This is a genomic window from Marinobacter sp. M3C, assembly GCF_023311895.1.
Classification (GTDB): Bacteria; Pseudomonadota; Gammaproteobacteria; order Pseudomonadales; family Oleiphilaceae; genus Marinobacter.
In genome coordinates this window covers 3,157,053-3,183,266 of sequence record NZ_CP092284.1, presented here as the reverse complement: position 1 = coordinate 3,183,266, position 26,214 = coordinate 3,157,053, and the positions used below count along the sequence as shown (strand labels likewise).

Genomic DNA, 26,214 nt, shown 5'->3' with positions numbered 1-26,214 from the left:
CTTCCGCGGTTATACCAGGCTGTCGAGCATGCCGGGCTTTTCAATGGCTGTACCCTGAGCGTAATCAACACCTAGCTGAACGAGCAATGCCAGCACCTCGCGGGACTCTACCTGGGTTACAATCACCTCGCGCTCCAGATAATGCGCCATTTCCACCATCGAACGTAACATGGTCTGATCGCTCTGGCTGTTGGCAAGATTCGCCGTCAGCGCGCTGTCGATTTTCAGCATGTCTACCGGCAGTGACCGCAATGCTTGGAAAGAGTCTGGGCCATTGCCCATATTACCCAGGCAAAAACAGCACCCAAGCTCTTTCATTTCACGCACGAATCCCGCCAGCGCCACCATATCGCGTACCGCCGAGGCTTCGGTAATCTCAAAGCACAAACGCTCGATGGGTGCTTCACACTCGCTCAGCTTCTCGTAAATAAACTCCAGCAGCGATGGGTCATTCAGCGAATGTCCAGACAGATTGATGACAATGCCCCCAAACCGCTGCAAATCATTTGCGTTGTGTTCCAGCCAGTCAAGCATGGTGCTCACCACCCAGCGGTCCAGAGCCTGAATCTGGTCGTAGCGCTCAGCCAAACGGATAAAATCTTTACCGCCAATCAGATTGCCGTCGTCATCGTAAACGCCGGTTAAAATATCGTATTGGGTCAGCCTGCGGGTTTCGGAATGCAAAGGAATTATTTTCTGGCACCGCAGCAACAGATGCTCCTGTTGGTCCTGCAGGCCAGCCACTTTCGCCACAATTTTTTGTTGCTGAGCCTTATCTGCAGGCCCCGGACGATACTCCCCAACGGCCTCTCGCTTGCGGCCGCTTTCGTGCAGTGTTTGCTCGGCGGCTTCCAGCCAGAGCAAGGGGTTTAACAGTGTTTCCAACTGCGGCACCAGAGCGGCACCCAACTCCAGACCGAACGGTTTCTCTCGCAGCATGGGTTGCAGTGCCGACACCTGACGGCTTAGCTGGCGGGTCAGGGCCATGGCATTCTCTGCCGGCAGCAACAGCGCAAATTGCGCGCCTAACAGGCGCGCAATCGGTGTGTCTTCAGCACAGCACGCAGACAAAATAGCCGCAATCTGCTGCAGTAAGGCGTCACCCGCTTGCTCGCCGGCACCGTCATTGAACTTATTGAAGTTTCGCAGGGTCAGCCGCAACAGGGTTCGCGGCGCTTGCCAGCAGGTCAATTGCTGATCCAACCGGCGCTCAAACTCGCGCTGCTCCAATAAGCCGGTAAGCTCATCGTGACTGGCGGCGCTGGCCAGCTGGTCATACACTTTGCGCACCATACGGTCCAGGCCTTCGTCCACCAAGGGCCGCTGATAGTGTGGGTCTGGCACAATATGGCCTTGGCGCATTTTATCCGCCAGCGTATCCAGTTCCAGCTCTACCACCCGCATGCCCTGATGGTTCACAAACACCAGACGCTGGAAATCACGGGCAATCCACACCAGGCGAATGTAAAACGGTTCGTTTGACGGGTGTTGATCACGCAGCCAGTCACCGGTGTGCAGCTCTTGAACACGCTTGCGCCAACGTTGTCCCTGCTCAGGTAGGGTCCGCAAACGCGACGGCGCTGCGGGCGCTTCCAGCGTGGCCAGCACCTCCGGCGCCGATTTTGGATCGCGCACAAGAAACTGACGCAATTCGTCACGAATCCGGGCAGCCGGCAAGTGACTGCTTGAAATAGAGGATAAGCCATCCTGAATGGTACGCAGCAACTCCGGCAGATTAATCTCGCTGCCCGGATCTTCAGTAAACTCCACCAAAGAATCCACTGCGCCCAGATAATCGTGCCATAACGTGCTGTCTGGCCCATGACGGACCCAGGTTAGCGACAGCAAATCACGCCAACCACCGGCCAGCAGGCTATTAAGCGCTTTTGGCACGGTTTTACCCGCCAGTCGGGCCTGCAGAGTGTCTTCCACCGCCTGTTTCGACTCGGCGACTTTTTGTGCGCCTTCAGCAGCCGCTCTAACCCGCTCAACATTGCGCTGATACACTCTTTTCTGACGTTCAATCAACTCTTCCAGCTCTTCCGCTGCGCGCTCAAAAACATCCAGGTCGTGCTCGAAGCCAATCACAATAGACTGAATTAATTCTTCCACCCGGCGTTGAATAACCGGGTTGACCCTGCTGCCGCGGCTACCAAGCTGGGCCAAACGGTTAAGTACGCCGCGAACCGGACTTTCCTGGTCTTCAAAAAAGTCCGGATCACGCATCACTACTTTCAACACCGGAACTTCCAGTTGGCGCAGGTGGCGATGAGTGGATTCGCCCAGTTTCGGGCTCTCGCGCAGGCTTTCAAAAAAACGGTCAACCACATCCACCGCACCCTGCTGTTCGGTATCAAGTTTACCCTGACTGTCTGCGCGCACTTTGCTGACCACACGCTCCCGCAAGCTGACGACACTATCGTTGGCGGGCAAAGCCACGGTCTGCAGCTGCTGCAACTGTTGCTGCAACTGGGCATTGCTTAAGGGCGGAGCGTGCATCGGGAACTCATCGCCGCGCATCTGGCCTTTCGCAGCGCGACTGCTCGCCAGGGTATCTAGCAGGTTGCGCACCGTGCTAAACGCGTGGCGTGCGAGCTGAGCGTGCTCCTGAAATTGAACGGATTTCTCGCCAGAACCGAGCTCTGGCGCCGGGCGGGATCGGGCCGACGGCTGTGGCTTTGTCTGGGGTTCTACCACCGGCTCCGTGTTAGGTCCTGTTCTGGGCGCAGCCTGCTGCGCAGGTCGCCTGGCGGGCTTGCTCGCTTCAAAAGCTGATTCGCAACGCTGGACATCAGCCAGGTATTTAGTCAAATCCAGATCAGGCAAAACATCTTGGCGAATTAATATGTTATTTAGCTCAGCATAAAGCGGTTCCAATTGCTTTAGAACGGTGTGTTCGAACACACCGAAGGCAATTTTTTCGACCTCACGAGACATTCGCAGGGGTGCCAGCCCATCCCGAAATGATTCACATACCAATGACGGACCAAGCGGATTGGTATGGCCAGTCGCATTTGCAACGTTCAGGCTGTCCAGACGCAACTTCAACTGCAATAACGAACCCCGGTACAGCGTGTCCGCCCTGGTTATCATCACCCGCAGGCTGAGCCAGTCTTCAAATTCACTTTTATCGACCACCGCCAGCGAGCCAGCTGGACCCAATTTGGGTGCCGGCTTCAGCGGAGATTCCAGACTTTTCGCCATTTGCTGCCACACCAGACGTTGGCGGCTATTCAATTGACCAGAGGCGTCCATCAATTCGTTGGCCAGCTGGTTGTTACCCGCCTCGCGGGCGTGAGCCTGAAGCGCAGCAACGGTTTGATTCAGGCATTCCTGCATTAAAGGATCAATAAACTGCACCACGGCTTTAGCGCACTGGTGCAGCACAAATTGCACCCGCTCGCTGGGTGCACGCAAATGCGAATAGCCTGCTACGCGTGCGCCACTGCACTGCTGCAACATGGCACTGACGGCCACCGCGTTGGCCTGCACAAAACACACGCCCACAGCATTTTCAACGCGATGACGCACCTGTACCTGCAACTGATGGCGCTGGCCAGGCACCCCTGAACTGTCCGAGCCACGAAAACGCACCAGCAGGCTCTGCCCGCCAGCGTCACCCAAAGCCGCGTCAAGCTTCTGGGAAACCGCTTGGGAATAGCGGATAAACAAGCCCTCTGCACAAAAATCGGCGATTTGGCACGGCCAATTTTCACCGCGCCCCAAATCCAGTTGGGCCGCAAGTTTTATGGGTTTTCTGGGGCTACTGCGTCGTTCTGTAGATTCCATCAACTCGTTACTCAAAGAACTTTACAAAAAACTTTGGAGTTTCGCTGGGTGTTGTAAACCGCCAGTCTCGGACCCGGCAGTGACTGCACCGGCATCGCTTTGAAATCCCGCTCGCGAAACCAGTGCTCGGTTTGCGTGGTCAGCACAAACAGGCGCTGCAAACCCTGATCACGAGCCTGCTGCTCAATCATCAACAGTAGTTCATCGCCGCGTCCTGCACGGCGATAATTGGGGTCCACTGCAAAACACGACAGCTCGCCGGCGTCATCTTGGCCGTAGGGGTACAGCGCGGCACAGCCAACAATGGTGCCGTCGCGTTCGGCCACCACAAAACGGCCAATTTCGGTTTCCAGCATTTCCGGCGAGCGCCGCACCAGAATGCCCTGCTCTTCCAGCGGATAAATCAAATTGGTAATACCGCCCACGTCCTCCACCCTGGCAGCTCGGATCTGCTCGTAAGTGTCACCACTGACCAGCGTACCGGAACCATCACGGGTAAACAGTTCCTTGAGCAGCGCACCGTCGTCCAGATAGCTGATAATGTGGGCGCGGCGTACACCCTTAACACAGGCATCGCAAGCGGCTTTTAGCAGCTCTGCATCGTGGCCTGTTACCTGGCCAGCACTCAACTGCTCAGCGGCCTGAGCCGCAGACAATTCACGCACCAGCGTGCCATCTGCTGTCAACAGACCAGGGTCGTCGATAAAAATCATCAACTTTTCAGCCTTTAAAGCGGCGGCCACCTGACTGCCAACGTCTTCATAAGACAAGTTAAATACGTCCCCGGTAGGGGAGAAACCCATGGGTGGTAACAACACGATCTGGCCTTGGTCCAGCAGCTTTTCGATGCCGGAAACATCAACGCGCCGAACTTTTCCGGTATAGCCAAAATCGACGCCGTCCAATACGCCAACCGGTTTAGCGGTGACATAGTTGCCACTGCACACCCTTATGCGGGCATTGTGCATGGGCGAACTGACCAGTCCCATAGACAACTGGCTCTCTATGTATGCCCGCAAACCGCCTATGGCTTCCATCACCAGCGGCAATTGCTGTTCGGTGGTAACCCGCAAGCCGCGGGCAAAGGTGGATTCAAGGCCGGCGTCTTGCAGCCGTTGTTGTATCTGGGAGCGGGCACCGAACGCTACGACTAATCGCACGCCCAAGCTGCTCAGCAAGGCAATATCGTGAACGATATTGATGAAATTTTCCTGGCTGATGGCATCGCCCGGCAGGGTCAGTACCACGGTACGGCCGCGGTGGGCATTAATGTAAGGCGACGAATGGCGAAAGCCGTGCAACCAACCGTTGGCGTTCAATTCAAATCTCCGGGCAAAAGGAATATTACAAACAAAACTGCCTCACAAGCTGACGCAGTATGTTAACGGTCGGTGCAACCTGTGATTGCGCCAGAAACTCGTCGGGCTGGTGAGCCTGGTCGATAGAGCCTGGGCCCATCACCAGAGTTTCCAAACCCAAACGCTGCAGCCACGGCGCCTCTGTGGCGAAGGCAACCGACCCTGCGGTGTGGCCAGTGAGTTTTTCGCAGGCTACAACCAGAGCGGCATCCGCTGCTGTTTCAAACGGCGGCACGCCGTCAAATAATGGTTCAAACTTGAGCTTCAGGCCGCGCCCACTGGCCACTGGCGCTATCTTTTCTAAAATGGCCTGGCGCAGAGCGCCCATATCCATACCGGGTAGCGGGCGTAAGTCAAAGTGCAACTCACATCGACCGCATATGCGATTGGGGTTGTCGCCACCGTGTATGCAGCCAAGGTTCAAGGTTGGCACCTGAACGTCAAAATTCGGATTGCGGTACTGCTGTTGCCACTGGGAGCGCAGAGCCAACAGCTCGCCCATCGCCTGGTGCATGCCTTCCAGCGCGTTGCGGCCCAGGTCAGGATTAGAGGAGTGCCCTGCCTGCCCCTCGAACACCAAGCGTTCCATCATGATGCCTTTGTGCATACGAATCGGGCGCAAGCTGGTGGGCTCTCCAATCACCGCATAACGCGCCTTGGGCTTACCCGTCTCCGCCAGCGCGCGAGCGCCATTCATCGAGCTTTCCTCGTCGGCGGTCGCAACAATGATCAGCGGTTGCTGCAATGGTTGACCTACAAACTCCCTGGCGGCATCAATAGCAAGGGCAAAAAACCCTTTCATGTCGCAGGTGCCAAGGCCATACCAGCGGTTATCCCGCTCGGTCAGTGTGAACGGATCGCTGTGCCAACGTTTTTCGTCGTAAGGAACCGTGTCGGTGTGCCCCGCTAGCACAAGGCCCCCGGAACCGCTGCCCAGGGTAGCAATCAGATTGAACTTCCCGGGCATGTTCGGCACCGGCAGAATTTCCACAGCAAAACCCATAGGCTCCAGCCACTGCGCCAGCAAATCAATCACACCACGATTACTGGAATCCCACTTCGCCGAGGAGCTGGAAATTGAGGGTGCTGCAATCAGTGCAGTCAACATCTCCAAAATAGATGGCGGCATAACTCCACCGCTCGCAGCACTGCTTGGAACTGCCGTCAACTGAGCCATTGCGGGTTCTCCGTCAATCATTATTGTTTGAATTCAGCGGCCGGTTACGCCGCCATACTTCGAGGCCAGCAACCGCAACACGCTGCATGGGGTAAGCCACTTCGCCGCCGGCCACCAGACGAGCTACCTCAATTTCATCGTTGGTTACTCGCACCAGTCGGCCCGCTACACGATTGTTGTTGCGCAGCGTAACCCTGACTTTTTGCCCAAGCCATTGCTCCGCTGCCGCGACAGGCTGCACCAACCAGCCCTCGGCGGATGCCGTTTGCGGCTGTTGCGCCGTAAACACCGGTTGTTGTGGCGTTGCCGAAAGGCTGCTATCGCTTAACAGAAACACATCGGGCACGCTCGCATCGTTATAATATACGGTCGCACCAACGCGGCTGGATGCGTTGGTTTCTTCCGTGTAAATGGGCAACCCCAGAGCGGGTTCGGCCAACCTCAGCGTGGCTTGCAATTCGCCGCCCTCGAGCAACCATTGGCGGTACAGTGCTAGCAACTGCGAACTGGCTAGCCAGCCCCGCGCCAGCAGCCCCAAACGTAACTGGGCCACCGAACGACCAGCCCATTGTTCGGTTGAAAGGCCAGCCTCGCGAGCGCACCAAGCAGCCACGCGTCGCATGACACCGCCGTCGCGCAGAGTGATGTCTAGCGAACTACGAGCCAGCGCCTCTTGGGGCGCCCGCCAGTCTACCCAGGCGGTAGGCCAGTTCAATTCAACACTGCCGAGCTCGTCGGTGATCAGTTCGGCGTAAAAGCCCTGTTCGTTTTGACGCAACAGCGCCTCGCCGGTCATTTCGCCAATGCCCATGCGTATCAAGTCACCACTACTTAAGCGTTGGCGTGGGTCTCGCGCGCAAGACAGAGCGAAGAGCGCCGCTTTGCCGTCACTGTTCGCGCCTTGAGCCGTTACCCAATTGCGGAACATGGTTGCATCGAGCGCCAGGCCCAGGCCTTCCAGCTTCAGCGTGTACGACGCCTCCGCAGACGGGGTATTCAACAGATTGATTAATGATACCGGTGAACGAGCGGTTAACTCTGCAAAGGGCACAGTAAGCGGCTGGGTCAGGCGGAAGTCTTGCCACTGGCTGCCTTTTAGCAATAACCGACCGCGCACGCCTGAATGGATTGCGCCGCGCTCCAGCACACCGTAATGGTTCAAGGCCAGCCGCGCCTCATTCATACGCTGATCCGCAAGCCACCAGACGCTGCCCTTGTAACCGGCCCAGGCCAGAACGGTTAAAATCAGCAGCCATAACAACAGGCGTTTCATGCCTTTACTCCTTGCACATAGGATCCGTTTTTAGAGATCAGTTCCTGGAGATCAAGGTACCCACACCTTCGTCGGTGAAGATTTCGAGCAAGCACGCATTGGCCACACGGCCGTCAATAATGTGCGACGTGCGCACGCCGTTTTCAACCGCACTTAAAGCGCAACGTATTTTCGGCAACATGCCACCGTGGATGGTTCCGTCTTCAATCAGGTCGTTGACCTGGCTGGCGGTCAAACCGGTCAGCACCTTGCCCTCTTTGCTTTTTAAACCGGAAACGTTGGTCAGAAGAATGAGTTTTTCGGCTTTCATGGCTTCAGCTACTTTACCGGCCACCAAGTCAGCGTTGATGTTGTAAGACTTGCCATCCGGGCCAACGCCGATAGGGGCAATAACCGGTATCACGTTGCCGCGGGTGAGCATGTCGATAACGCTCACGTTTACACTGACGACCTCACCCACACGGCCGATATCAATAATTTCGGGACGCTCCAGCTCCGGGCTGCGATCAACCACTTCCAGTTTGCGGGCGCGGATCAAATTGGCGTCTTTTCCGGTCAAGCCAATGGCCGTGCCGCCCTCGGCGTTGATCAGCGACACAATTTCCTTATTAACCTGGCCGCCAAGCACCATTTCAACCACGTCCATCGTCTGGGCGTCGGTCACCCGCATACCGTTTACAAAGCGTGACTCGATATTTAATCGCGCCAGTAACTCACCAATCTGCGGCCCGCCGCCGTGCACTACAATGGGGTTGATACCCACCAACTTCATCAGCACCACATCACGGGCAAAACTGCTTTTAAGGTCCTCGTTTTCCATGGCGTTGCCGCCGTATTTGATGACCACGGTCTTACCGGTAAAGCGCTGGATATAGGGCAGCCCCTTGCTGAGTACTGACGCTACCTGAACGGCTGTTTCACGATTCAACGACATGCTTTTGCCTTACTGTTATAAAATTCGAATTTCACCACGAGGGTTCAGAATGTGACATCCAGCTTTGGTGCCACATGCCGAAGCTGCTCACGAAACACGGTTTTTATGCGCTCCAGCGCCTCTTTGGATTCTGCTTCAAAACGCAGCACCAGCGCCGGTGTGGTATTGGAGGCCCGGCACAGGCCCCAGCCGTCGCCATACTCCACCCGCACCCCGTCAATCGTGCTGATACTGCCGTCGCCAAATTCACCCTGAGCACTCAAACGCTCAACAATGCCGAATTTAGACGCTTCGGTGACTTCGATATTCAGCTCCGGCGTGCTGATGTCCTCGGGGAAATCCTCGAACACTTCATCGCTGTGGCGGTCTTCAATACCGAGAATCTCCAATAAACGCGCAGCAGCGTAAAGGCCATCATCAAAACCATACCAGCGTTCGGCAAAAAATATGTGACCGCTCATCTCCCCGGCCAGCAAAGCGCCGGTTTCCCGCATTTTGGCTTTCATCAGCGAATGGCCGGTTTTCCACATAACTGGCCGGCCGCCAGCTTGGGATATCACCCCTGCAAGGCGACGGCTGCATTTTACGTCGTACAACACGTCGGCACCGGGGTTGCGTGACACCACATCGCGGGCAAACAGCATCAACAGGCGGTCGGGCCAGATAATGCGGCCGCGGTTAGTTACCACGCCAATGCGGTCACCATCGCCATCAAAGGCAATACCCAAATCAGCCCCTTCCTGTTCAACCTTAGCGATCAGGTCCCGCAAATTCTCGGGTTTTCCCGGATCCGGGTGGTGGTTGGGGAAGTCGCCATCAACATCGCAATACAGCGGAATAACGTCACAGCCGAGCTCGTCAATCAGCATAGGGCCCAGCTCACCGGCGATGCCGTTACCGGCGTCTACCACCACTTTCAGCGGCGCGGCAACGGCAATGTCGCCAACAATGGTGTCCAGATAGGCACGCCTTACGTCTTCCGACGACTGACTGCCGGCACCCTGAGCCAGGTTCCCGTTAAGAATGCGCTGGTGCAGGGCTTTAATGGCATCGCCAGACAGGGTTTCACCGCCAAGCATGATCTTCAGGCCGTTGTAGTTGGGCGGGTTATGACTCCCGGTAACCATGACACCGGAGCCTGTATCAAGCTGGTGAGTGGCGAAATACAACACCGGAGTGGGTACCGCGCCAACGTGTATAACATTGCACCCACTGGCCATCAGCCCCTGAGCAACCGCGTCTGCCAGCCCAGGGCTGGAATGGCGACCGTCGTAACCCACGCACAGCGCGCTGACGCCCCGTGCCAAAGCCTCTGAACCAATCGCCCGACCGATCAGTTTAACGCCGGCTTCGGTCAGGGTTTCGTCAACAATGCCGCGAATGTCGTAAGCACGGAAAATATCCGCTGACAGCGTCGGCGCCTGGTCCAGCTCTTCTAAATCAGGCAAGGCGCCGGCACCGAACAACGGTTCGGCAGACACAGCGCCAAAACCCAAAACGTCTTCGTCGCCATCAAGCATATCCACATTGGGTAGGTCTTTATCTTGGAACAGTGGTTCAGCCTCTGCAGTGGGCCGTTTCTTATCCGCAGCTGCCGGGCGAGCGCTCTCACCGGCCTTGCTGATACGCTTTTCTACGACCTGGGACAATCGATAAAGCACCTCGGCGAGCGACGCGACTGCGTCCCAGCGCAAAGCCGGTAACTTGCTGCGCTCACCGGAGTAAGCTTTATGAGCCCATTCGATAACCAGGGTAGTGTCTTGGCGTAACGAGCGCTGCGCACGGTTAAGCAACACCCAAACCGCGATGGCTGCAACCAGCAGCGGAACCGCCAGCAGCAACGCTGCCAACAGAATGTTTATCGGCATTTTCGCCTGCCCTGCGGGCGTGTACGCAATGCTCCAATCCGGATTTTTCAGGGTCACAACGCGAGGCTCTCCGACGCCGCTGCCTTGACTTAACAAGATGCTGGTCATTCCTGATACGGTCTGGCGCAGCGCCAGGGCGCCGTTATTCTGGCCTTCTGCCAACAGGAGCTGCAGGCTGGTGGCGTCAAACACCATTAACAAGGTGCCGGCTACGGGATTGTCGCCCGACATTTTTACCGGCGCCGCCAGATGGATGAACCAGTGGTTGTCGCGGGGAAAAGCATCCGGAAAAAGCGGGCGCCCGGTTTCCGCCTTGCGCGCCAACTCCAGACCGGCAAAGCCCAACATTGGGTCGTTGGTGGCGGAGCGCGGGATGGCACGACGTGGAAAGACATAAACGGCGGCGACACCGGGCAAGCTGTTTTGTAACTGCGTCGCAGCCTGCAACAGATCGCCGCCACTGCTGACGGTATCGACAAGGCCGGGCTGCGTTGCCAGGCCCTGCACGCTTTGCTGTAACAGCGACAGGTAGCTGTTAATCCGGATTGCGGCGTTGTCAGCCGCCGCCTGGGCCGTTACCTCGAACTGTTGCTCACTGGCCGGCTGCAAAATCAGGAAAAAAACCAGGGCCAAAGCCAGAGCAGTGGCAACAACAACAATCGATGCCTGGCTCAAAGCGACACTGCCCAGTGTTCGCATGCGGTTCGCTGAACCCGCGCCCTCATCGGATTTGGCAGACGGTTTTTTTGCCCGCATCGAGGGCTTGGCATCCTTAGAATGGTCCGGGGCCTGGCTGTCCGGGGTCTTTTTTTTGCCCAGCTTCATGGATCTTTCCTGCGTTTGTCATTGTTCCGGCTCACGCTCACTTGCGGGCCTGGTGATTGCGACGGTCTTGTTGAACTAATTCTCAAAGTATAGCTGCAACGCAGCTACTTGGGGCGCTGTTGCCGATCACCAACGCTAGTTGCGGCCGGTTGAGCCAAATCCACCCGTACCCCGATGGCTGCTGTCGAATTCATCAACCACTTCGAATTCAGCTTGTACTACCGGGACCAGCACCAGTTGCGCCAGGCGTTCTCCAGGCTCAACAGTAAACCGGGTTTGGCCGCGGTTCCAGCAAGACACCATCAACTCGCCCTGGTAATCGGAATCGATCAATCCGACCAGATTGCCCAATACAATGCCATGTTTGTGGCCCAGGCCGCTGCGCGGGAGTATCAGCGCAGCCAGAGCTGGATCCGCAATGTGAATCGCCAAGCCAGTACCAATCAGCTGGGTGTCGCCCGGATCCAGCACCAGAGGCTGCGACAAGCAGGCACGCAAATCCAGGCCCGCAGAGCCATCGGTGGCATAGGCGGGAAACGCTATGCTTTGGCCAATACGCTCATCCAATACACGGATCTGAAGTTTTTTACGGGTCATGAAGGTTTCCGGTCACAATTATTTTTGGGTTTCTGGTGAGAGCCATTTTGGTTTTGGCTGTCGCCAACGCGTGCATTCAGGCGCGGCGCAATCAGGGCCACCAGCTCGCGCGCAATCTGCTGCTTGGCACAGGGCCCAAGGTGGATCTGGTCGGTGGCGGTGAATACGCTGACGGCGTTGTTGTCGCTGTTAAAGCCGAGGCCAGGCACCGACACATCATTGGCCACGATCATATCCAGGCCCTTTTTGCGCATCTTACTGAGGGCGTAACGGGCAACGTCATTGGTTTCCGCCGCAAAACCCACAGTAAATGGAGCGTCTGCCCGCGCTGCTACCGTTGCCAGAGTGTCCGGATTACGCACCAGCGCCAGCGTCATCTCGGCGGCGGATTTCTTGAGTTTGCCGCTGACATAATCCTGCGGCCGATAATCAGCCACCGCAGCGGTGGCAATAAACAGGTCACAGCCCTCATCAACCGCCGCCATAGTCGTTTCAAGCATTTGTTCTGCGGTCATCACCGAGCGTAGGTTTATACCCGCGGGCGGCGGCAGGTTCACCGGCCCGCTAACCAGCACAACCTCAGCGCCGGCAGCGTGCGCGGCTATGGCCAGAGCGTAGCCCATCTTGCCAGAGCTGTGATTGCTGATATAGCGCACTGGGTCAATAGGTTCACGGGTGGGTCCGGCCGTGATCACCAAGCGCTTACCAGCCAACGCACCGCTGGCGCTATTATCGATTTGCGCTTGCTCCTGAGCCAGCGTCTGCATGATCTGCTCTGGTTCCAGCATGCGCCCTGGGCCGTTATCACCGCAGGCCTGCTGGCCTTCTGCCGGCCCCCACAAGCGAATCTGGGGGTCCGCTTGTAACAACTGCACCACCCGCTGGGTGCGATGATTAGCCCACATGGCCTGATTCATCGACGGCACCAAGGCAATGGGCACCTCGGCAGCACTGCACACCGTAGCCAGCAGATCATCGGCCATGCCCGCCGCCAGACGCGCCATAAAGTCGGCCGAGGCCGGGGCCACGATGATCCGTTGCGCCCATTTCGCCAGCTCAATGTGGCCCATGCCAGCCTCGGCTTCCGGGTCTAGCAACGAGGTACGCACCGGTTGCCCACTCAACGCCTGAAACGTCAGCGGAGTCACAAAAGCTTCAGCGCCACGGGTCATCACCACCTGCACCGAATGCCCCGCTTTTTTTAACAGCCGCACCAGTTCCGCCGTTTTATAAGCCGCGATGCCGCCGGTAACGCCAACAAGAATTCGTTTACCAGCCATAGGGGCTGCGTCCTCATACGTTGTAAAAGCAGTAACATATCACGCCACAGCGCCACAGACAGCCTGCCGCAGAGTACAGCTGCCTTACCAGCGCACTTTTTTTCCCGTAATCTAGAACCCGTTCCCATAGGCGGCTCGAATCAGCCGCTCTTTCATTTGCAAGGATGCAATCATGAGAAACCCCCAGGCGACACCCAGTTCCGTCAAACCATCGACAGAGACCACTAAGGTCCCACCTACCAAGGCAACCTCAGCGGTAGCAGACAGCGCCGCCGCACCGTTCGCGGCATTATGGCCTACCGATGAACGTCCTCGTGAGCGTTTGTTGGCCCACGGCTCAGAGTGCTTGTCAGACGCCGAACTGCTGGCCATATTCCTGCGTACCGGCACCCGCGGTATGCCCGTGATGGAAATGGCCAGGTATCTTTTAGAAACCTTTGGCGGATTACGCAGTCTGATGACCGCATCCAGCCGTCAGTTCTGCAGCGTAAAAGGCCTGGGCACCGCGAAATACGCGCAAATGCAGGCAGCCATGGAAATGGCACGGAGGGTAACGGACGAACCTCTGCGCCAAGGAGATCCATTAAAATCCCCCGAAGATACCCGGCGTTTCCTGGCCAGCCGGCTGGGCACCTATCCCCACGAAGTTTTTGCTGCCCTGTTTTTGGATAACCGGCACCGCATAATCCACTATCGCGAGCTGTTCCGCGGCACCATTGACGGCGCAGCGGTGTACCCGCGAGAAGTGGTACGCCAGGCGTTGGAAGACAACGCAGCAGCGGTTATATTTGCCCACAATCACCCCAGCGGTGTCGCCGAACCCAGCCAGGCCGACATCGCACTGACCAAACGCCTGAAAGACGCTCTGGCGCTGGTGGATATCAGGGTTCTTGACCATATGGTTGTGGGCCACGGTGAGGTAATATCACTGGCCGAACGGGGTTTAATGTAGACTTGGGTCAACCAAGCTCGGAAATTGAACAATTTCCCAACAATTTTTTTGCGTTGGGCTACCAGTTCTGGTATAAAGGCGTCCCTATTCTGGCGGCGTCTGGCGAGCTACGTTCGGTTTTTAGACGCGAACAGGAAGCTCTAATTGCCCCCTAGGCAACCAGAGACGCAATCAACGAATTCGATTATTAAGACCATAGCTCAAGGTCGGAGGCAAGTATGTCCAGAGTTTGTCAAGTTACCGGTAAGCGTCCGGTTGCTGGTAACAACGTATCCCACGCGATGAATCACACTCGTCGTCGTTTTCTGCCGAATCTGCAGAGCCACCGTTTTTGGGTTGAAACCGAAAAGCGCTTCGTGAAGCTGCGCGTATCCACCAAGGGTATGCGCATCATCGACAAAAAAGGTATTGACATCGTACTGGCCGATCTTCGTGCCCGTGGCGAGAAATTTTAAGGAGCCATATCATGCGCGAAAAAATCAAGCTGGTTTCATCAGCAGGTACCGGTCACTTTTACACCACCATGAAGAACAAGCGCAACACGCCGGAGAAAATCCAGCTGAGCAAGTTCGACCCGGTTGTACGTAAGCACGTGACCTACAAGGAAGCCAAGATCAAGTAATTGATCCGGCAACCATAAAAAAACCCGACCATCGAGTCGGGTTTTTTTATGGTTAAAAAGTAGCTCAAGACAATTTTGGCGACGTTACATCTGTTTTTGGCAATATAACATCCGATTTTGGCAGGGTAACGTCCAAAGCGATGGGCAAATGATCTGACATCGGGTAACTGACAACGCCAGAACTGTGAACCTGCAGGCTCGGGCTCACCAGAATATGGTCCAGCGCTTTTTCAGGGCGCCAGCTAGGAAAACTGTGAGCGTTTGCTGGCAACGGAATCAAGTCGGTCTGCTTCAGCGGCGTATTGGTCAGCAGCTGCTCCGCATGGGCGTTCATGTCACCCATCAGCACCACGTGACGATAGTCGTTGATCAATTCGCTAACAAAGCCCAGCTGGCGCTGCTGGGCCGATTTACTCAGCGACAGGTGCATCACAACCAGCAACAGCGGGTCTTCCGGATTTCCGTATTTGGCGACTATCACACCACGGCCGGGAATCAACCCCGGCAAACGGTGCTCTTTTACCTCGAGCGGCCGAAACCGGCTCAGCAAGCCATTGCTGTGCTGGGCAAACTGCCCAAAATTTCGGTTTAGCTGCTGATACCAATAGGGTATACCGGCGGCCTCGGCCAGGTACTGAACCTGGTTGATATGGCCACTGCGCAAACTGCCGCCGTCACATTCCTGTAGCGCAATGACATCGTAATTACTAAGCAGCGTGGCAATCCGGTCCAGATTTTCAAAACGGCTTCGATGAGGCAACACGTGTTGCCAACTGCGGGTCAGGTAGTGCCGGTATGACGATGTACTGATGCCCACCTGAATATTGAACGTCAGCAGCCGGATGTGACCACCTTCCGCAAAATCCGGAACGTGGTCCACACCCGATGAGCTGCCGCGAGCATCGCCCGAGGAACGCCGCATATCATTCCACTGATTGCGCAAACGCTTATACATAGCCACCTGTATCTTAGGAATTCACGCGTTGCCCGCTCAACGGCTTCTCACTCTTATTCGCTGTCGCCGTGCTCCTGGGCAACTAGATATTCAACCACCTCAATCGCCGCTTCCGGGCTACCGGCCGTAGAAGCGGTAACAATGTACTTGCCATTCACCAGCATAGTCGGTGTTCCGGTCACTCGCGCGCCGCGTATTTTGGCCTGCGCCTGCTGCACCCGGGCATTCACGCCAAAGCTTTTATAGTTCTTCAGAAATTCATCCGCATCCACACCGTGCTCGGCGACAAAGTCCGCCAGGGCTTCAGGCGTGTTCAGCTGTCGGCGCTCGACCACCAAAGCCTCGAACAGCGCATCGTTAACCTTGTCCAGCTCACCCATGGCCTCCAGCGCATAAAACGCGTAAGCGTGGGGCTCCCAAGACTTACCCAACGCGGCCGGCAAGCGAACATAATCAACGTAGTCTGGCGCGTTTTTTTCGTACTCTTCGGATAGCGGCTTGAATGAATAACAGTGCGGGCAGCCGTACCAGAACACCTCAGCGACCTCTATTTTATCGGCCTGATCGGTTCGCACCGGGTTATCCAGAACTTTGTAGTGGGTGCCCTGCTGCCAATCCGCCGCCATAGCGGGTAATGCAATGGCCATAGCTCCCGCCAGTAAGGCGGCCTTTATCACGGTCTTAATCATTCACTGTCTCCGAATTGTTAACTGCGTAAGGTAGATTATGACCACAGACGGCGAGAAAGTTCCATTCACACCAGCGTCAACCGGGTTACCGTCCGGTAAATAACAAAAAACCCTGCTCAGGCAGGGTTTTTTACTAAAGCAACTGCCTGACTCAGTTAAGCCCAGAAACGTAACTGGCAACAGCTTCAATTTCAGCATCGGTCAACTTGGACGCCACGCCCATCATGATCGCTGCGTTATTGCCGTTGGCACGAGTACCGTTTTGGTAGGCGTGCAACTGCTTGGCCACGTATTCCGCGTTCTGGCCACCCAATGCCGGGTAACCACCAGGCGCGTTGCCATGCCCTTGCGGGTTGTGACAACCGGCACAGGATGGAACACCCGATGCCATATTACCGCCGCGATACAAGGCCTGACCTTGAGCAACCAAATCCGGATTAGCCTGGTTTACGCTCCTGTCCTGGCTGCCAAAGTAGGCCGCAAGATCCTGCAGATCCTGATCGGACTTACCCGTTAGCTGACCTGTCATTTCGACAATGACACGCTGACCTTGCTGGATGGCAACCAATTGGTTGTGCAGATATTTTTCACCCAAACCCGCAATTTTCGGGTACAAGCCCATTATTGGCTTCGCGCCACCCTGGCCATGACAGGCCTGGCATGCTGCTGCGTTCTGTTCACCTGTTTGAGGATCTCCTGCCCCGTGCGCCATCGCTGTAAGGCTGACACCGAGAACAACTCCTGCGATCAGTTTCTTCATGCTCGCTCCGCTTCTCTCATCTTAAAATATTCTTGGTTGTGCAGCCGTAAGGACTGGACCGTTCAGGCACAATACCGGGGCTGAAACTGCGGACACGTCAAGCGCACCGCCCGGAATTGGTGTAGCATTATACATTAATTCCTGCTAACTGAAATCCAAAGGAAAGCCAATAGCCGTGGACTCTGATCTGACTCAAAAAAGCCTGTCTTTCAATAGTGCCCGATTTCTGGTCAGCGCGTCGAAGCTGAACGAATGCCCGGCAGATATTGGCGCAGAAGTCGCTTTTGCCGGCCGCTCCAACGCCGGCAAATCCAGTGCACTGAACACCATCACCGTAAACGGCAAACTGGCTCGAACCAGCAAAACCCCCGGGCGCACCCGGCTTATCAACTTTTTTTCGCTAAACCGGGAAAATGCCCGGCTGGTAGACTTGCCCGGTTACGGTTATGCCAGAGTGTCTCGTGACATGAAAGACGACTGGCAAACCCACTTGGGCCATTATTTAAACGATCGTCGCTGCTTGCGCGGTTTGGTGTTGGTCATGGATATTCGTCACCCCTTGACCGAATTCGACCAAACAATGGTGCAATGGTGCCAGCACAACGATATGCCGCTGATGATTCTGGCGACAAAATCCGACAAACTGAAATTTGGCCAGGCTAAAACGGCCATGCTGGGCATTCGCCAGAAGCTGAACGAGTTTAGCTGCGTGCAGCATTTAGTCATGTTCTCCTCCAGCAACAAAACCGGCCTGGATGAATGCCGCCAAGCGCTGACTCAGTGGCTGGAAGCAGAGCCGGAAGCCACTGCAGAATAGCCATAAGCCAATGGTGAATAGTAACCCGCGCCTTTGACGCAAGCCAGACATGAAAAAAGCCGGCCTAAAATAATTCAGGCCGGCCAACGTCAGGGTTTGCGACGTGCTAAAACCTGAAAGCACCTTCCTTGAGCTTCCAAACAAACACGGGGAACGTCCGGATTCCCCATGTTAGTTGCTTTGATGCGCCGCCTGACAAAAAGTTCCCGGACGATAAGTCTCCCGCAATGCCAACACCGGCTCGCGATATTCCGGGGTCACGTGAGGCAGCTCCAGAGTCAACACCTGATAAATACCCTGCTTCAACTCTGCCAGCGATAACACCGCTGGCTCTTCGGTGGCGTGAGCGGTTTTTAGATAGGCCATCCAGTTGGTAATTACCAGCCAGACATTCAGTGCCATGGCGGAACGCAGCGGCTCGGGACGCGGCGTAATAATGCCACCGCGGGCGAGCTGGTTAAAGATGCCGTTGATAGCGCTCAAGCAACGGCCGGTAAAGTCACCATAACCTGCGCGCAGGCGTGGGTCTGCGTCTAGTAGTGACTCCAGGTCACGATGGAAAAACCGGTATTGCCACAAACCGTCGAACACTGCCTCCAGGTACCAAGCCAGGTCTGCCAGTGCCAAAGGCTGGCTGCCGGGTGCGGCCAGGTAATAATCAACCTGCTGCTGATAGGCTAGAAACAGCTCGTAAACAATGTCGGCTTTGTTGCGGAAGTGGTAGTAAAGATTGCCAGGCGAAATCGCCAGTTCTGCGGCAATGTGGTTGGTGCTTATCGCACGCTCACCACTTTGATTGAACAGCTGCAGACTGGCCTGCAGGATTCGGTCTCGGGTTTTCATAAAGTCGCCAAAAATCGAAAAATCAACGCTCACGCAAACGCCAGCGGGTGCAGCAGGCGCCTCTTTTTACGCCGCTTGACTCACTAGAGTATATACTCTAATAATGAATTTTAATGCATCCAAAATACGTTTTTCACTGATACACAGGGAGTCTTTCTAATGGGCGCAACCCTCGCAACCGCCGCTGCAAAGAACACCAACAGTACAGCGACAGACACGGAAAACCCGGCAGAGAACAACGCCGAGCAGATTGGCTATACCCACGCCGTTTTCCAAAAACAGCAGCAGGCGTTTCGCGCCCAGCCCGCGCCGACAGCCAACGAGCGCCGCGACAACCTGAATAAATTGAAACAGGCGCTGCTGAGCTGGCAAGACCTACTCATAGCAGCCATTGATAAAGACTTTGGCTGCCGCTCGAAAGATGAAACCCTGATTGCCGAAATCATGCCGTCTGTGCAGGGCATTAACTACACCCTGAAACGTCTCGACAGCTGGATGAAACCGTCAAAACGGCACGTATCCATGCTGTTCCGCCCTGCCAGCAACCAGGTGCATTACCAGCCTAAAGGCGTGGTGGGGGTGATTGTGCCCTGGAACTACCCGCTTTACCTGGCCATCGGGCCTTTGGTCGCGTCTCTGGCTGCGGGCAACCGCACCATGGTGAAAATGTCGGAGTTTACCCCGCACACCTCCGCGATGATGAAAGAGCTGGTGGAAGCCACCTTCGACGAAGATCAGGTAGCCGTTATTCTGGGGGACGCCAAGGTCGCCGCGGACTTTTCCGAGCGGCCGTTCAACCATTTGCTGTTCACCGGCTCAACCTCGGTGGGCAAGTTGGTGATGCAGGCCGCGGCTAAAAACCTGACACCGGTCACCCTGGAATTGGGTGGCAAATCACCGGCGATTGTCGCAACCGACGTACCGCTAGAGGACGCAGCCCAGCGGATTGCATTTGGCAAGGCATTTAACGCTGGCCAAACCTGCGTAGCACCAGATTATGTGCTTTGCCCGGCTGACCGAGTGGCTGCTTTTGTTGAGGAATACCGCAAACAGTTCAGCGCCATGTACCCGTCACTGCGGGACAACACCGACTACACGGCGATTATCAACCAACGTCAGTACCAGCGCCTGCAGGGTTATCTGGATGACGCCCGCAGCAAAGGCGCAGAACTCGTCGAGATCAACCCTGCTAACGAAACTCTGGATGCCGCGAGCCACAAATTACCGCTGACATTATTATTGAACACAACGGCGGATATGCGGGTAATGCAGGAAGAAATATTCGGCCCCATTCTGCCTGTTGTGGCTTACGAAACGCTAGACGACGCCCTGCTCTTTATTAACGATCGCCCGCGCCCGCTGGCCTTGTATTACTTCGGTTACAACCAGGAAGAACAGCAAAAAGTCGTGGCCAACACCCACTCCGGCGGCATGTGCATAAACGACGCGTTGATGCATGTAGCGCAAGACGACCTGCCGTTCGGTGGCATAGGCGATTCCGGAATGGGGCATTATCACGGCAAAGAAGGGTTTCTTACCTTCAGCCATCAGCGTGGAATTTTTACCAAGCAGAAGCTTAACAGCGGCAAAGTGGTGTACCCGCCCCACGGCGGTGTTGCCCACAAACTGATCTATAAACTGTTTATTCGATGATTCAGTTGCGCCCGGTTCGTCGCGAAACATTGCTGGCGCTGCTATTCTGGGCAAAATAACGAAGTAGAGACGGAGCTGTACATGCCAAAAGTTATTTACCCGGGTACGTTTGACCCCATCACCCATGGTCATACTGATTTAATTGAACGGGCTAGCCGGTTATTCGACGAAGTGGTGGTAGCGGTTGCCTATAACTCTAAAAAAAAGCCCTTACTAGAACTGGAGGAACGCTGCGACCTGGTGCGCCAGGCCACGGCTCATGTTCCCAATGTGACGGTCATGGGCTTCAGCAATTTGTTAGCAGAATTTGTGCGATCGCAGAACGCCACGGTGATTTTGCGCGGCCTGCGTGCAGTGTCAGATTTTGAATACGAGTTTCAGCTGGCAGATATGAACCGCCGCTTGGCACCGGAACTGGAGAGCGTATTCCTCACACCCACCAATCATCTGTCTTATATATCATCTACCCTGATCCGCGAGATTGCGTCGTTGGGCGGAGATATATCCGAATTTGTTGATCCGGCGGTGCAAGCCGCGTTGAAGAAAAAATTCAGCTAAAGCAGAACGTCTGAATCGGACTATTCCCTGAGCCAGACCAACACCGGCCAGCACGCCAAACCAGGCGGCTGGCCAGACACCTCGCTTACAACAGCGGCGGCAGCGGAATGGGTCGGCCGTTGACGTTCAACACCAAATCTTTCAACGTTGCCTTCAATAACAGGCGGTCACCTTCCGTAACCAACAGACCATCTTTAATCAACGGCGCTGTTTGCATACGCAACGCTTCGTTGTCTTCAGCCAGAGCCAGCGGTATGGATAATTCCATTTCACCCTCAAGCGCCGGCATGATCAATTGCGACGCAGAATCGCCCGCAGCTCCAGGATGAGTTACCAGCACCTTGCCCTGCAAGGGCCCGTCAGGGCTGACCAGATGAATGTCCGGGAACCCCACACTAAAGCCTGCCGCGGCTAGAAGCTGCAACGACTCGCCTACGTCTGACATCGCCTGCATTTGTTGTTGGAACGCGGTTGGGTCGCCGTTTTCAGCGGCAAATGCCGCCAGCTGCATATCCGTCACACTGCGGCTAACAGCGTTCCAGGCCTCTACGTTCAGGCCCTTCAACGCGAATTCAATGCGGTGTGGCCCCAGGGTATCCCCTGCCAACTGCAGCTCATCCAGTTTGATAGTGATGAAAGAGTCGAGAGCGCTGTTGTCGTTTATCGCTTCGCTGTTCGAATAGAGCGACAGACCGCGCAGCATAATGGCGTCAGCGTTTGCAGGCATCAACTCCAGACCCTGCAAAGCGAGGGTGCCCTCGCCGATCCAGATGTCACCGCTCAGACGCTGCATTTCCTGCTCCAATGTCAGATCACTGAGGCGCAGGTCTACCTCTTCCGAGGCAATCACCAGCGACGGCCAGTCTGCACTGATATCCACAGCATCTGCGCCAAGGCTGCCATTTACGCGCACCACACCACCACTGCCAAACACAGTTTCTACGTTATCGTCATCAGTAATGCTGAACTTGGGCACGGTCAACTCGGCTACCGCCGAACCCCAAAGCCGGGTTTCTGCGGTCAAGCGCGGGGCATCATCACCGAACCAGCTTTCGCCTGCCGGGGTCCAGCCGTTCACCGGTTTAAAATCGGTCAGGCTGCCGGTCAGGCCATGGCTCACGCTGGCAAGGTAGGGAACACTCAGTTCCTCACCGCTTGCCGGGTCCCGTAGCAACAATTTACCTTCAAATTCGGAGCTCCAGAATCCGCGGTCGTAGCGCCCGACTTGCATTTCCAACCAGGTCTGGGAACCGTTCACTTCCTGTGAAGCCCGCTGCCACTGTTGCTCGGTCAGGTAGCCTGTGCCATAGGGCAAAGCAATACCCGCCACCACTAGCAGTCCGGCAGACACCATTATCCATTGTCGTTTCAAAGCGTTCTCCAGTCATACCACATTAATAAATCAGGATTTGGCGGTCAGCCGCTCCAGCAACACCAGCTGCGACGCCAACCTTGGCTCGTCCTCAGCTGGCTGGTTCTGCTGATAACTGCCATCGGCCTGCAACACCCAGGACTGGCAGTTGTCAGCAAGATAGGTATTCAAGTCGTCTTGCAATCGCGCCACCAGCGCAGGCTCCTCCACCGGGAAGGCGACTTCAACCCGCCTTAACAGGTTACGTTCCATGCCGTCGGCGCTGGAGCAATACACCTGGGCTTGGCCATCGTTACCAAAATAGTAAACCCGGGTATGCTCCAGAAAGCGCCCGATAATAGAACGCACGTGAATGGTGCTCGACAACCCGGGCACCTGGGGCCGAAGGCAGCAGATACCACGAATAATCAGGTCGATTTTCGCACCGGCCTGGGAGGCACGATACAGCGCTTTAATCAGCTGAGGCTCGGTCAGGCCGTTGAACTTGAAAATAATCCGGCCCTTCTCACCCAGGCGGGTTTCCCGCTCAATCAGTTGCAGTATTCGCGAATGCAGAGTGAATGGTGAGTGGAACAGTTTCTTGATTTTTAACGCCTTGCCCATACCGGTCAGCTGCTGGAACAGTTTGTTCACATCGTCGCCGATGGCTTCGTCGCAGGTCATAAAGCTGTAGTCGGTATACAGGCGAGCGTTGGCGGCATGATAGTTACCCGTGCCCAAGTGCACATAGCGCCGCAAGCGGCCTTCTTCGCGGCGCACAATCAGAATCATTTTGGCGTGGGTTTTGTAGCCCACTACCCCGTACACCACAATTACCCCGGCTTCCTGCAGGCGGCTGGCCAGCTCCAGGTTTTCCTCCTCACTGAATCGCGCCGTCAGCTCGATAACAACGGTGACTTCCTTACCGCGGCGAGCGGCATCGGCCAAGGCTTCGGCCACTTCGGAGTTGGCACCGGAGCGGTACAAGGTCTGACGAATGGCCAGCACCTGCGGATCTTTGGCGGCCTGACGCAGCAAATCCACCACCGGACTGAAGTTCTCATAGGGATGGAGCAACAGAATCGGACGCTTGCGGATACTGTCAAACATCGAGTCACGGCTGCGAATCTGGCGCGGGATCACCGGTGAAAAACCGGAATAGCTCAGGTCCGGTCGGTTCACCAGCCCCCCCACCGCCAGCAGCCGGGTCAGGTTTACCGGGCCGCGCACTTCATAGAGGTCGCGCTCGGTCAGGCCAAACTCGGTCAGCAGAAACTGAACCAGCTCCTGCGGGCAATTATCCGCCACTTCCAGACGCACGCCATCACCAAAGCGGCGGCTCAGCAACTCACCGCGCAGGGCCGATGCCAGGTCTTCCAGATCGTCTTCCAGCTCCAGATCCGCATTACGGGTCAGGCGAAACTGGTAACAGCCTTTGATTTCCATACCGGGGAACAGCTCGTCGGTATGGGCGTGAATCATCGACGACAAAAACACCAGATTGTCGCCGCCGTCGCACACGTCGTCCGGCAGCCGCACCAGCCGCGGCAAAGACTTCGGCGCCGGCACTATGGCCATGCCGGTTTCGCGGCCAAAGGCGTCTTTGCCGTCCAGCTCCACAATAAAGTTGAGGCTTTTATTCACCAGCCGCGGGAACGGGTGCGATGGGTCCAGGCCAATCGGGCTGACCACCGGTAAAATCTCTTCGTCAAAATAGGTACGCACCCATTGGGCCTGAGCCGGGGTCCATTCGTGCCTGCGCACAAAGTGGATATTCTGCTTTTCCAATTCCGGAATCAGCACGTTGTTCAAGATATCGTACTGTTCGTCAATGTACTCGTGAGCCACACGGCTGATCTCCGCCAGTAGCTGTTCCGGCTGCAGTCCGTCGGCGTAGATTTGTTCCCGGCCGTACTTCAACTGCTGGCGAATGCCAGCCACGCGAATTTCGAAGAATTCGTCCATGTTGCTGCTGAATATGCAGCAGAAAATGAGCCGGTTGATCAGTGGGTGAGTATCGTCCAGGGCCTGCTTCAACACCCGGTGGTTGAACTGCAGTTGACCCAGTTCCCGGTTGAAGAAATTTTCGCAGGCGTCCAGGCTCAGACTTTCCTCGGGCGAAGGCACAGTGTCTGCTGCGGGCAACGTGGCCTCATTGTCGGCAATCTTCAGATTGCCCTTTTTACTGGTCATTCGTTTACCGTCCTTGTTTTGTTACTGCGCTCTCAGCGCGGGGTCTGGGCGACCCCGCACCGCGGATCATTTCTGTTTCATCAGCCGTGCGGCGCGAATAGCAAAGTAGGTCAGGATACCGTCGGCGCCGGCACGGCGCATGGCCATCAGGCTTTCCATCATGACCGCATCGCCGTCCAGCCAGCCATTCTGCGCTGCGGCCATGTGCATGGCGTATTCACCACTGACCTGGTAGGCGAACGTGGGCACCTGTAACTCGGTTTTTACCCGGCGCACGATGTCCAGGTACGGCATACCCGGTTTTACCATCACCATATCGGCGCCTTCGGCGATGTCCATGGCCACTTCGTGCAGGGCTTCATCGCTGTTGGCCGGGTCCATCTGGTAGGTGGCCTTGTTGCCTTTGCCGAGGTTGCCTGCAGAGCCTACCGCATCGCGAAATGGGCCGTAATAGGCAGACGCGTACTTGGCGGAATAGGCCATGATGCGGGTATTCACGTAGCCCGCGTCTTCCAGGGCTTCGCGGATCGCAATAATGCGACCGTCCATCATGTCGGACGGTGCAATAACATCGGCCCCGGCTTCGGCCTGAGACAGCGCTTGCTTCACTAACGCTTCCACCGTGATGTCGTTCAGCACATAACCGTTGTCATCAATAATGCCGTCCTGGCCGTGTGTGGTAAACGGGTCCAGAGCGGCGTCGGTAATTACACCCAGTTCCGGATGGGCCTGTTTCAGCGCACGTACAGCCCGCTGCGCCAAACCTTGGGGGTCCCAGGCGCCAGAGCCTTGCAGATCTTTATGCTCGGCAGGCACCACCGGGAACAGGGCAATAGCCGGTATGCCCAACTCCACCACTTCGGCAGCTTGGGCTAATAGAAGATCAATACTCAAACGTTCCACCCCGGGCATAGAGGCCACGGCCTCGCGCTGGTTTTCGCCATCCAACACAAACATCGGGAAAATCAGATTGTCAGGCAACAGCTGGTTTTCACGCACCAACCGGCGAGAAAAATCACTGGCGCGATTGCGACGTAAACGGGTGGCGGGAAACATGCGGGGAGTCAGATTCGACACAGAACCTCCAGATTGGGAAAAAGAGTGGCAAAAAGAGTGGTACGAAAAATAAAAGCCGGCTGCGTACGTCGGCACAGGTTTTTATGATACACCTCGGCCGCCAAGCTTGCAGTTGCGGTAACTGTGTATACAAAAAGGCCCGGGCAATATCGCCCAGGCCTGGCATCACTTTTAGACTGCTTAAGGCTCAGAGTGCACGGCCGTTGAAGCCTGCGTCCACTTTGCTGCCGCCGCCACTACGAAACCCGTTCGCCACTTGACTGATGGTGCCGCCCTGGCTCAGGAAGGCCTCAATGTCAGCCTGCAACTGAGCGCGAACCCGGGCGCGACCCGCAATGGAATGGGTATTTTCAGCGTCGGCCGACCCGCCGCCGGATGTTTCCAGAGTGCTTTCGTCGAATTCACTCATATTGTTCTCCATCAACGAAAACCAAAATTACGAACGCTAAAGGCCGCAGGCCACCAGCATTCCATTTCGACAAAATTCCACATATTGGATTGTCTTGGCGTCTTTATAATCCGTAAACGATGACAAGGCTATTTATTGGCAAACACTTTTTTGTAATTTTTTGTAACAAACCACAAGGCATTGATTTTAGTAGTTATTAAATTATCTGCCCAGATCGAAAAAAGAACCAGATTC

At 55.9% G+C, this 26,214-nt stretch carries 22 protein-coding genes; 6 read left to right on the top strand and 16 right to left on the bottom strand.

Annotated features, from left to right (window positions below; genetic code table 11):
• Window positions 1-9: 9 nt before the first annotated feature.
• The 8 genes from MIH18_RS14850 to coaBC all read right to left on the bottom strand — a co-directional run bounded on the left by MIH18_RS14850 (window position 10) and on the right by coaBC (window position 13,101).
• Complete coding sequence (locus tag MIH18_RS14850) at window positions 10-3,789, bottom strand: DUF1631 family protein (RefSeq protein WP_249012740.1); 3,780 nt, start codon at window positions 3,787-3,789, stop codon at window positions 10-12.
• An 11-nt stretch (window positions 3,790-3,800) separates the two neighbouring features.
• The gene (gene argA / locus MIH18_RS14845; protein WP_249012739.1) at window positions 3,801-5,108 is read right to left on the bottom strand and encodes an amino-acid N-acetyltransferase; all 1,308 of its coding nucleotides are present in this window, start codon (window positions 5,106-5,108) and stop codon (window positions 3,801-3,803) included.
• Between the two features lie 25 nt (window positions 5,109-5,133).
• Window positions 5,134-6,276: an acetylornithine deacetylase gene (gene argE, locus MIH18_RS14840; protein WP_249014627.1), complete on the bottom strand. Its 1,143-nt coding sequence runs from the start codon at window positions 6,274-6,276 to the stop codon at window positions 5,134-5,136.
• Window positions 6,277-6,337: 61 nt separating this feature from the next.
• On the bottom strand, window positions 6,338-7,597 hold the full coding sequence (locus MIH18_RS14835) for an acetylornithine deacetylase (protein ID WP_249006559.1): 1,260 nt from the start codon (window positions 7,595-7,597) through the stop codon (window positions 6,338-6,340).
• A 37-nt stretch (window positions 7,598-7,634) separates the two neighbouring features.
• Complete coding sequence (gene argB, locus MIH18_RS14830; protein ID WP_249006560.1) at window positions 7,635-8,531, bottom strand: acetylglutamate kinase; 897 nt, start codon at window positions 8,529-8,531, stop codon at window positions 7,635-7,637.
• Window positions 8,532-8,575: 44 nt separating this feature from the next.
• Window positions 8,576-11,224, bottom strand: coding sequence for a phosphomannomutase/phosphoglucomutase (locus MIH18_RS23950; RefSeq protein WP_283164723.1), 2,649 nt, complete (start codon window positions 11,222-11,224; stop codon window positions 8,576-8,578).
• A 135-nt stretch (window positions 11,225-11,359) separates the two neighbouring features.
• Window positions 11,360-11,821: a dUTP diphosphatase gene (gene dut / locus MIH18_RS14820; protein ID WP_249006561.1), complete on the bottom strand. Its 462-nt coding sequence runs from the start codon at window positions 11,819-11,821 to the stop codon at window positions 11,360-11,362.
• Window positions 11,818-13,101 (bottom strand): bifunctional phosphopantothenoylcysteine decarboxylase/phosphopantothenate--cysteine ligase CoaBC, encoded by a 1,284-nt coding sequence (gene coaBC / locus MIH18_RS14815; RefSeq protein ID WP_249012738.1) that lies wholly within the window; start codon window positions 13,099-13,101, stop codon window positions 11,818-11,820. The genes dut and coaBC overlap by 4 nt, the downstream gene beginning before the upstream one ends.
• A gap of 172 nt (window positions 13,102-13,273) precedes the next feature.
• Here coaBC and radC point away from each other — a divergent pair, with 172 nt between their 5' ends.
• The 3 genes from radC to rpmG all read left to right on the top strand — a co-directional run bounded on the left by radC (window position 13,274) and on the right by rpmG (window position 14,675).
• Window positions 13,274-14,053: a DNA repair protein RadC gene (gene radC, locus MIH18_RS14810; protein ID WP_249012737.1), complete on the top strand. Its 780-nt coding sequence runs from the start codon at window positions 13,274-13,276 to the stop codon at window positions 14,051-14,053.
• Between the two features lie 218 nt (window positions 14,054-14,271).
• Window positions 14,272-14,508: a 50S ribosomal protein L28 gene (rpmB, locus tag MIH18_RS14805; protein ID WP_007348365.1), complete on the top strand. Its 237-nt coding sequence runs from the start codon at window positions 14,272-14,274 to the stop codon at window positions 14,506-14,508.
• Window positions 14,509-14,519: 11 nt separating this feature from the next.
• On the top strand, window positions 14,520-14,675 hold the full coding sequence (rpmG, locus tag MIH18_RS14800) for a 50S ribosomal protein L33 (protein WP_007348364.1): 156 nt from the start codon (window positions 14,520-14,522) through the stop codon (window positions 14,673-14,675).
• Between the two features lie 64 nt (window positions 14,676-14,739).
• Here the strand turns inward: rpmG and MIH18_RS14795 are convergent, their stop codons facing one another.
• The 3 genes from MIH18_RS14795 to MIH18_RS14785 form a co-directional block, all read right to left on the bottom strand.
• On the bottom strand, window positions 14,740-15,630 hold the full coding sequence (locus MIH18_RS14795) for an endonuclease/exonuclease/phosphatase family protein (RefSeq protein WP_249012736.1): 891 nt from the start codon (window positions 15,628-15,630) through the stop codon (window positions 14,740-14,742).
• A gap of 53 nt (window positions 15,631-15,683) precedes the next feature.
• Window positions 15,684-16,319 (bottom strand): thiol:disulfide interchange protein DsbA/DsbL, encoded by a 636-nt coding sequence (locus MIH18_RS14790; protein WP_249006565.1) that lies wholly within the window; start codon window positions 16,317-16,319, stop codon window positions 15,684-15,686.
• A gap of 151 nt (window positions 16,320-16,470) precedes the next feature.
• Window positions 16,471-17,079 carry a c-type cytochrome gene (locus MIH18_RS14785; protein WP_249006566.1) on the bottom strand — a complete coding sequence of 203 codons (609 nt, stop codon included), beginning with the start codon at window positions 17,077-17,079 and terminating at the stop codon, window positions 16,471-16,473.
• Between the two features lie 175 nt (window positions 17,080-17,254).
• Between MIH18_RS14785 and yihA the strand changes: the two genes are divergently transcribed.
• Window positions 17,255-17,896 (top strand): ribosome biogenesis GTP-binding protein YihA/YsxC, encoded by a 642-nt coding sequence (gene yihA / locus MIH18_RS14780; protein WP_249006567.1) that lies wholly within the window; start codon window positions 17,255-17,257, stop codon window positions 17,894-17,896.
• A gap of 171 nt (window positions 17,897-18,067) precedes the next feature.
• Here yihA and MIH18_RS14775 read toward each other — a convergent pair whose 3' ends face one another.
• Entirely contained in the window at window positions 18,068-18,772 is a 705-nt protein-coding gene (locus MIH18_RS14775; RefSeq protein ID WP_249006568.1) for a TetR/AcrR family transcriptional regulator, read from the bottom strand.
• Window positions 18,773-18,898: 126 nt separating this feature from the next.
• Between MIH18_RS14775 and MIH18_RS14770 the strand changes: the two genes are divergently transcribed.
• Together MIH18_RS14770 and coaD are read left to right on the top strand one after the other, a co-directional pair.
• Entirely contained in the window at window positions 18,899-20,392 is a 1,494-nt protein-coding gene (locus tag MIH18_RS14770; protein ID WP_249012735.1) for a coniferyl aldehyde dehydrogenase, read from the top strand.
• An 81-nt stretch (window positions 20,393-20,473) separates the two neighbouring features.
• Complete coding sequence (coaD, locus tag MIH18_RS14765; protein ID WP_249006570.1) at window positions 20,474-20,950, top strand: pantetheine-phosphate adenylyltransferase; 477 nt, start codon at window positions 20,474-20,476, stop codon at window positions 20,948-20,950.
• Between the two features lie 85 nt (window positions 20,951-21,035).
• On the opposite strand, the gene MIH18_RS14760 is transcribed toward coaD, so the two are convergent.
• From MIH18_RS14760 to MIH18_RS14745, 4 genes are all read right to left on the bottom strand, one after another.
• On the bottom strand, window positions 21,036-22,322 hold the full coding sequence (locus MIH18_RS14760; protein ID WP_249006571.1) for a DUF945 family protein: 1,287 nt from the start codon (window positions 22,320-22,322) through the stop codon (window positions 21,036-21,038).
• A 30-nt stretch (window positions 22,323-22,352) separates the two neighbouring features.
• On the bottom strand, window positions 22,353-24,494 hold the full coding sequence (ppk1, locus tag MIH18_RS14755) for a polyphosphate kinase 1 (RefSeq protein WP_249012734.1): 2,142 nt from the start codon (window positions 24,492-24,494) through the stop codon (window positions 22,353-22,355).
• A 66-nt stretch (window positions 24,495-24,560) separates the two neighbouring features.
• Window positions 24,561-25,550 carry a porphobilinogen synthase gene (gene hemB / locus MIH18_RS14750; protein WP_249009061.1) on the bottom strand — a complete coding sequence of 330 codons (990 nt, stop codon included), beginning with the start codon at window positions 25,548-25,550 and terminating at the stop codon, window positions 24,561-24,563.
• Between the two features lie 208 nt (window positions 25,551-25,758).
• Window positions 25,759-25,980, bottom strand: a complete 222-nt coding sequence (locus MIH18_RS14745) for a hypothetical protein (protein WP_249006573.1) — start codon at window positions 25,978-25,980, stop codon at window positions 25,759-25,761.
• Between the last annotated feature and the right edge of the window lie 234 nt (window positions 25,981-26,214).

Coding starts and splice junctions, on each gene's coding strand:
- dut (WP_249006561.1), bottom strand. CDS start 11,821: ATGACCCGTAAAAAACTTCAGATCCGTGTATTGGATGAGCGTATTGGC.
- rpmB (WP_007348365.1), top strand. CDS start 14,272: ATGTCCAGAGTTTGTCAAGTTACCGGTAAGCGTCCGGTTGCTGGTAAC.
- MIH18_RS14770 (WP_249012735.1), top strand. CDS start 18,899: ATGGGCGCAACCCTCGCAACCGCCGCTGCAAAGAACACCAACAGTACA.
- MIH18_RS14835 (WP_249006559.1), bottom strand. CDS start 7,597: ATGAAACGCCTGTTGTTATGGCTGCTGATTTTAACCGTTCTGGCCTGG.
- coaD (WP_249006570.1), top strand. CDS start 20,474: ATGCCAAAAGTTATTTACCCGGGTACGTTTGACCCCATCACCCATGGT.
- MIH18_RS14790 (WP_249006565.1), bottom strand. CDS start 16,319: ATGATTAAGACCGTGATAAAGGCCGCCTTACTGGCGGGAGCTATGGCC.
- argE (WP_249014627.1), bottom strand. CDS start 6,276: ATGCCGCCATCTATTTTGGAGATGTTGACTGCACTGATTGCAGCACCC.
- radC (WP_249012737.1), top strand. CDS start 13,274: ATGAGAAACCCCCAGGCGACACCCAGTTCCGTCAAACCATCGACAGAG.
- MIH18_RS14850 (WP_249012740.1), bottom strand. CDS start 3,789: ATGGAATCTACAGAACGACGCAGTAGCCCCAGAAAACCCATAAAACTT.
- argB (WP_249006560.1), bottom strand. CDS start 8,531: ATGTCGTTGAATCGTGAAACAGCCGTTCAGGTAGCGTCAGTACTCAGC.
- MIH18_RS14785 (WP_249006566.1), bottom strand. CDS start 17,079: ATGAAGAAACTGATCGCAGGAGTTGTTCTCGGTGTCAGCCTTACAGCG.
- coaBC (WP_249012738.1), bottom strand. CDS start 13,101: ATGGCTGGTAAACGAATTCTTGTTGGCGTTACCGGCGGCATCGCGGCT.
- hemB (WP_249009061.1), bottom strand. CDS start 25,550: ATGTTTCCCGCCACCCGTTTACGTCGCAATCGCGCCAGTGATTTTTCT.
- ppk1 (WP_249012734.1), bottom strand. CDS start 24,494: ATGACCAGTAAAAAGGGCAATCTGAAGATTGCCGACAATGAGGCCACG.
- rpmG (WP_007348364.1), top strand. CDS start 14,520: ATGCGCGAAAAAATCAAGCTGGTTTCATCAGCAGGTACCGGTCACTTT.
- MIH18_RS14795 (WP_249012736.1), bottom strand. CDS start 15,630: ATGTATAAGCGTTTGCGCAATCAGTGGAATGATATGCGGCGTTCCTCG.
- MIH18_RS23950 (WP_283164723.1), bottom strand. CDS start 11,224: ATGAAGCTGGGCAAAAAAAAGACCCCGGACAGCCAGGCCCCGGACCAT.
- MIH18_RS14745 (WP_249006573.1), bottom strand. CDS start 25,980: ATGAGTGAATTCGACGAAAGCACTCTGGAAACATCCGGCGGCGGGTCG.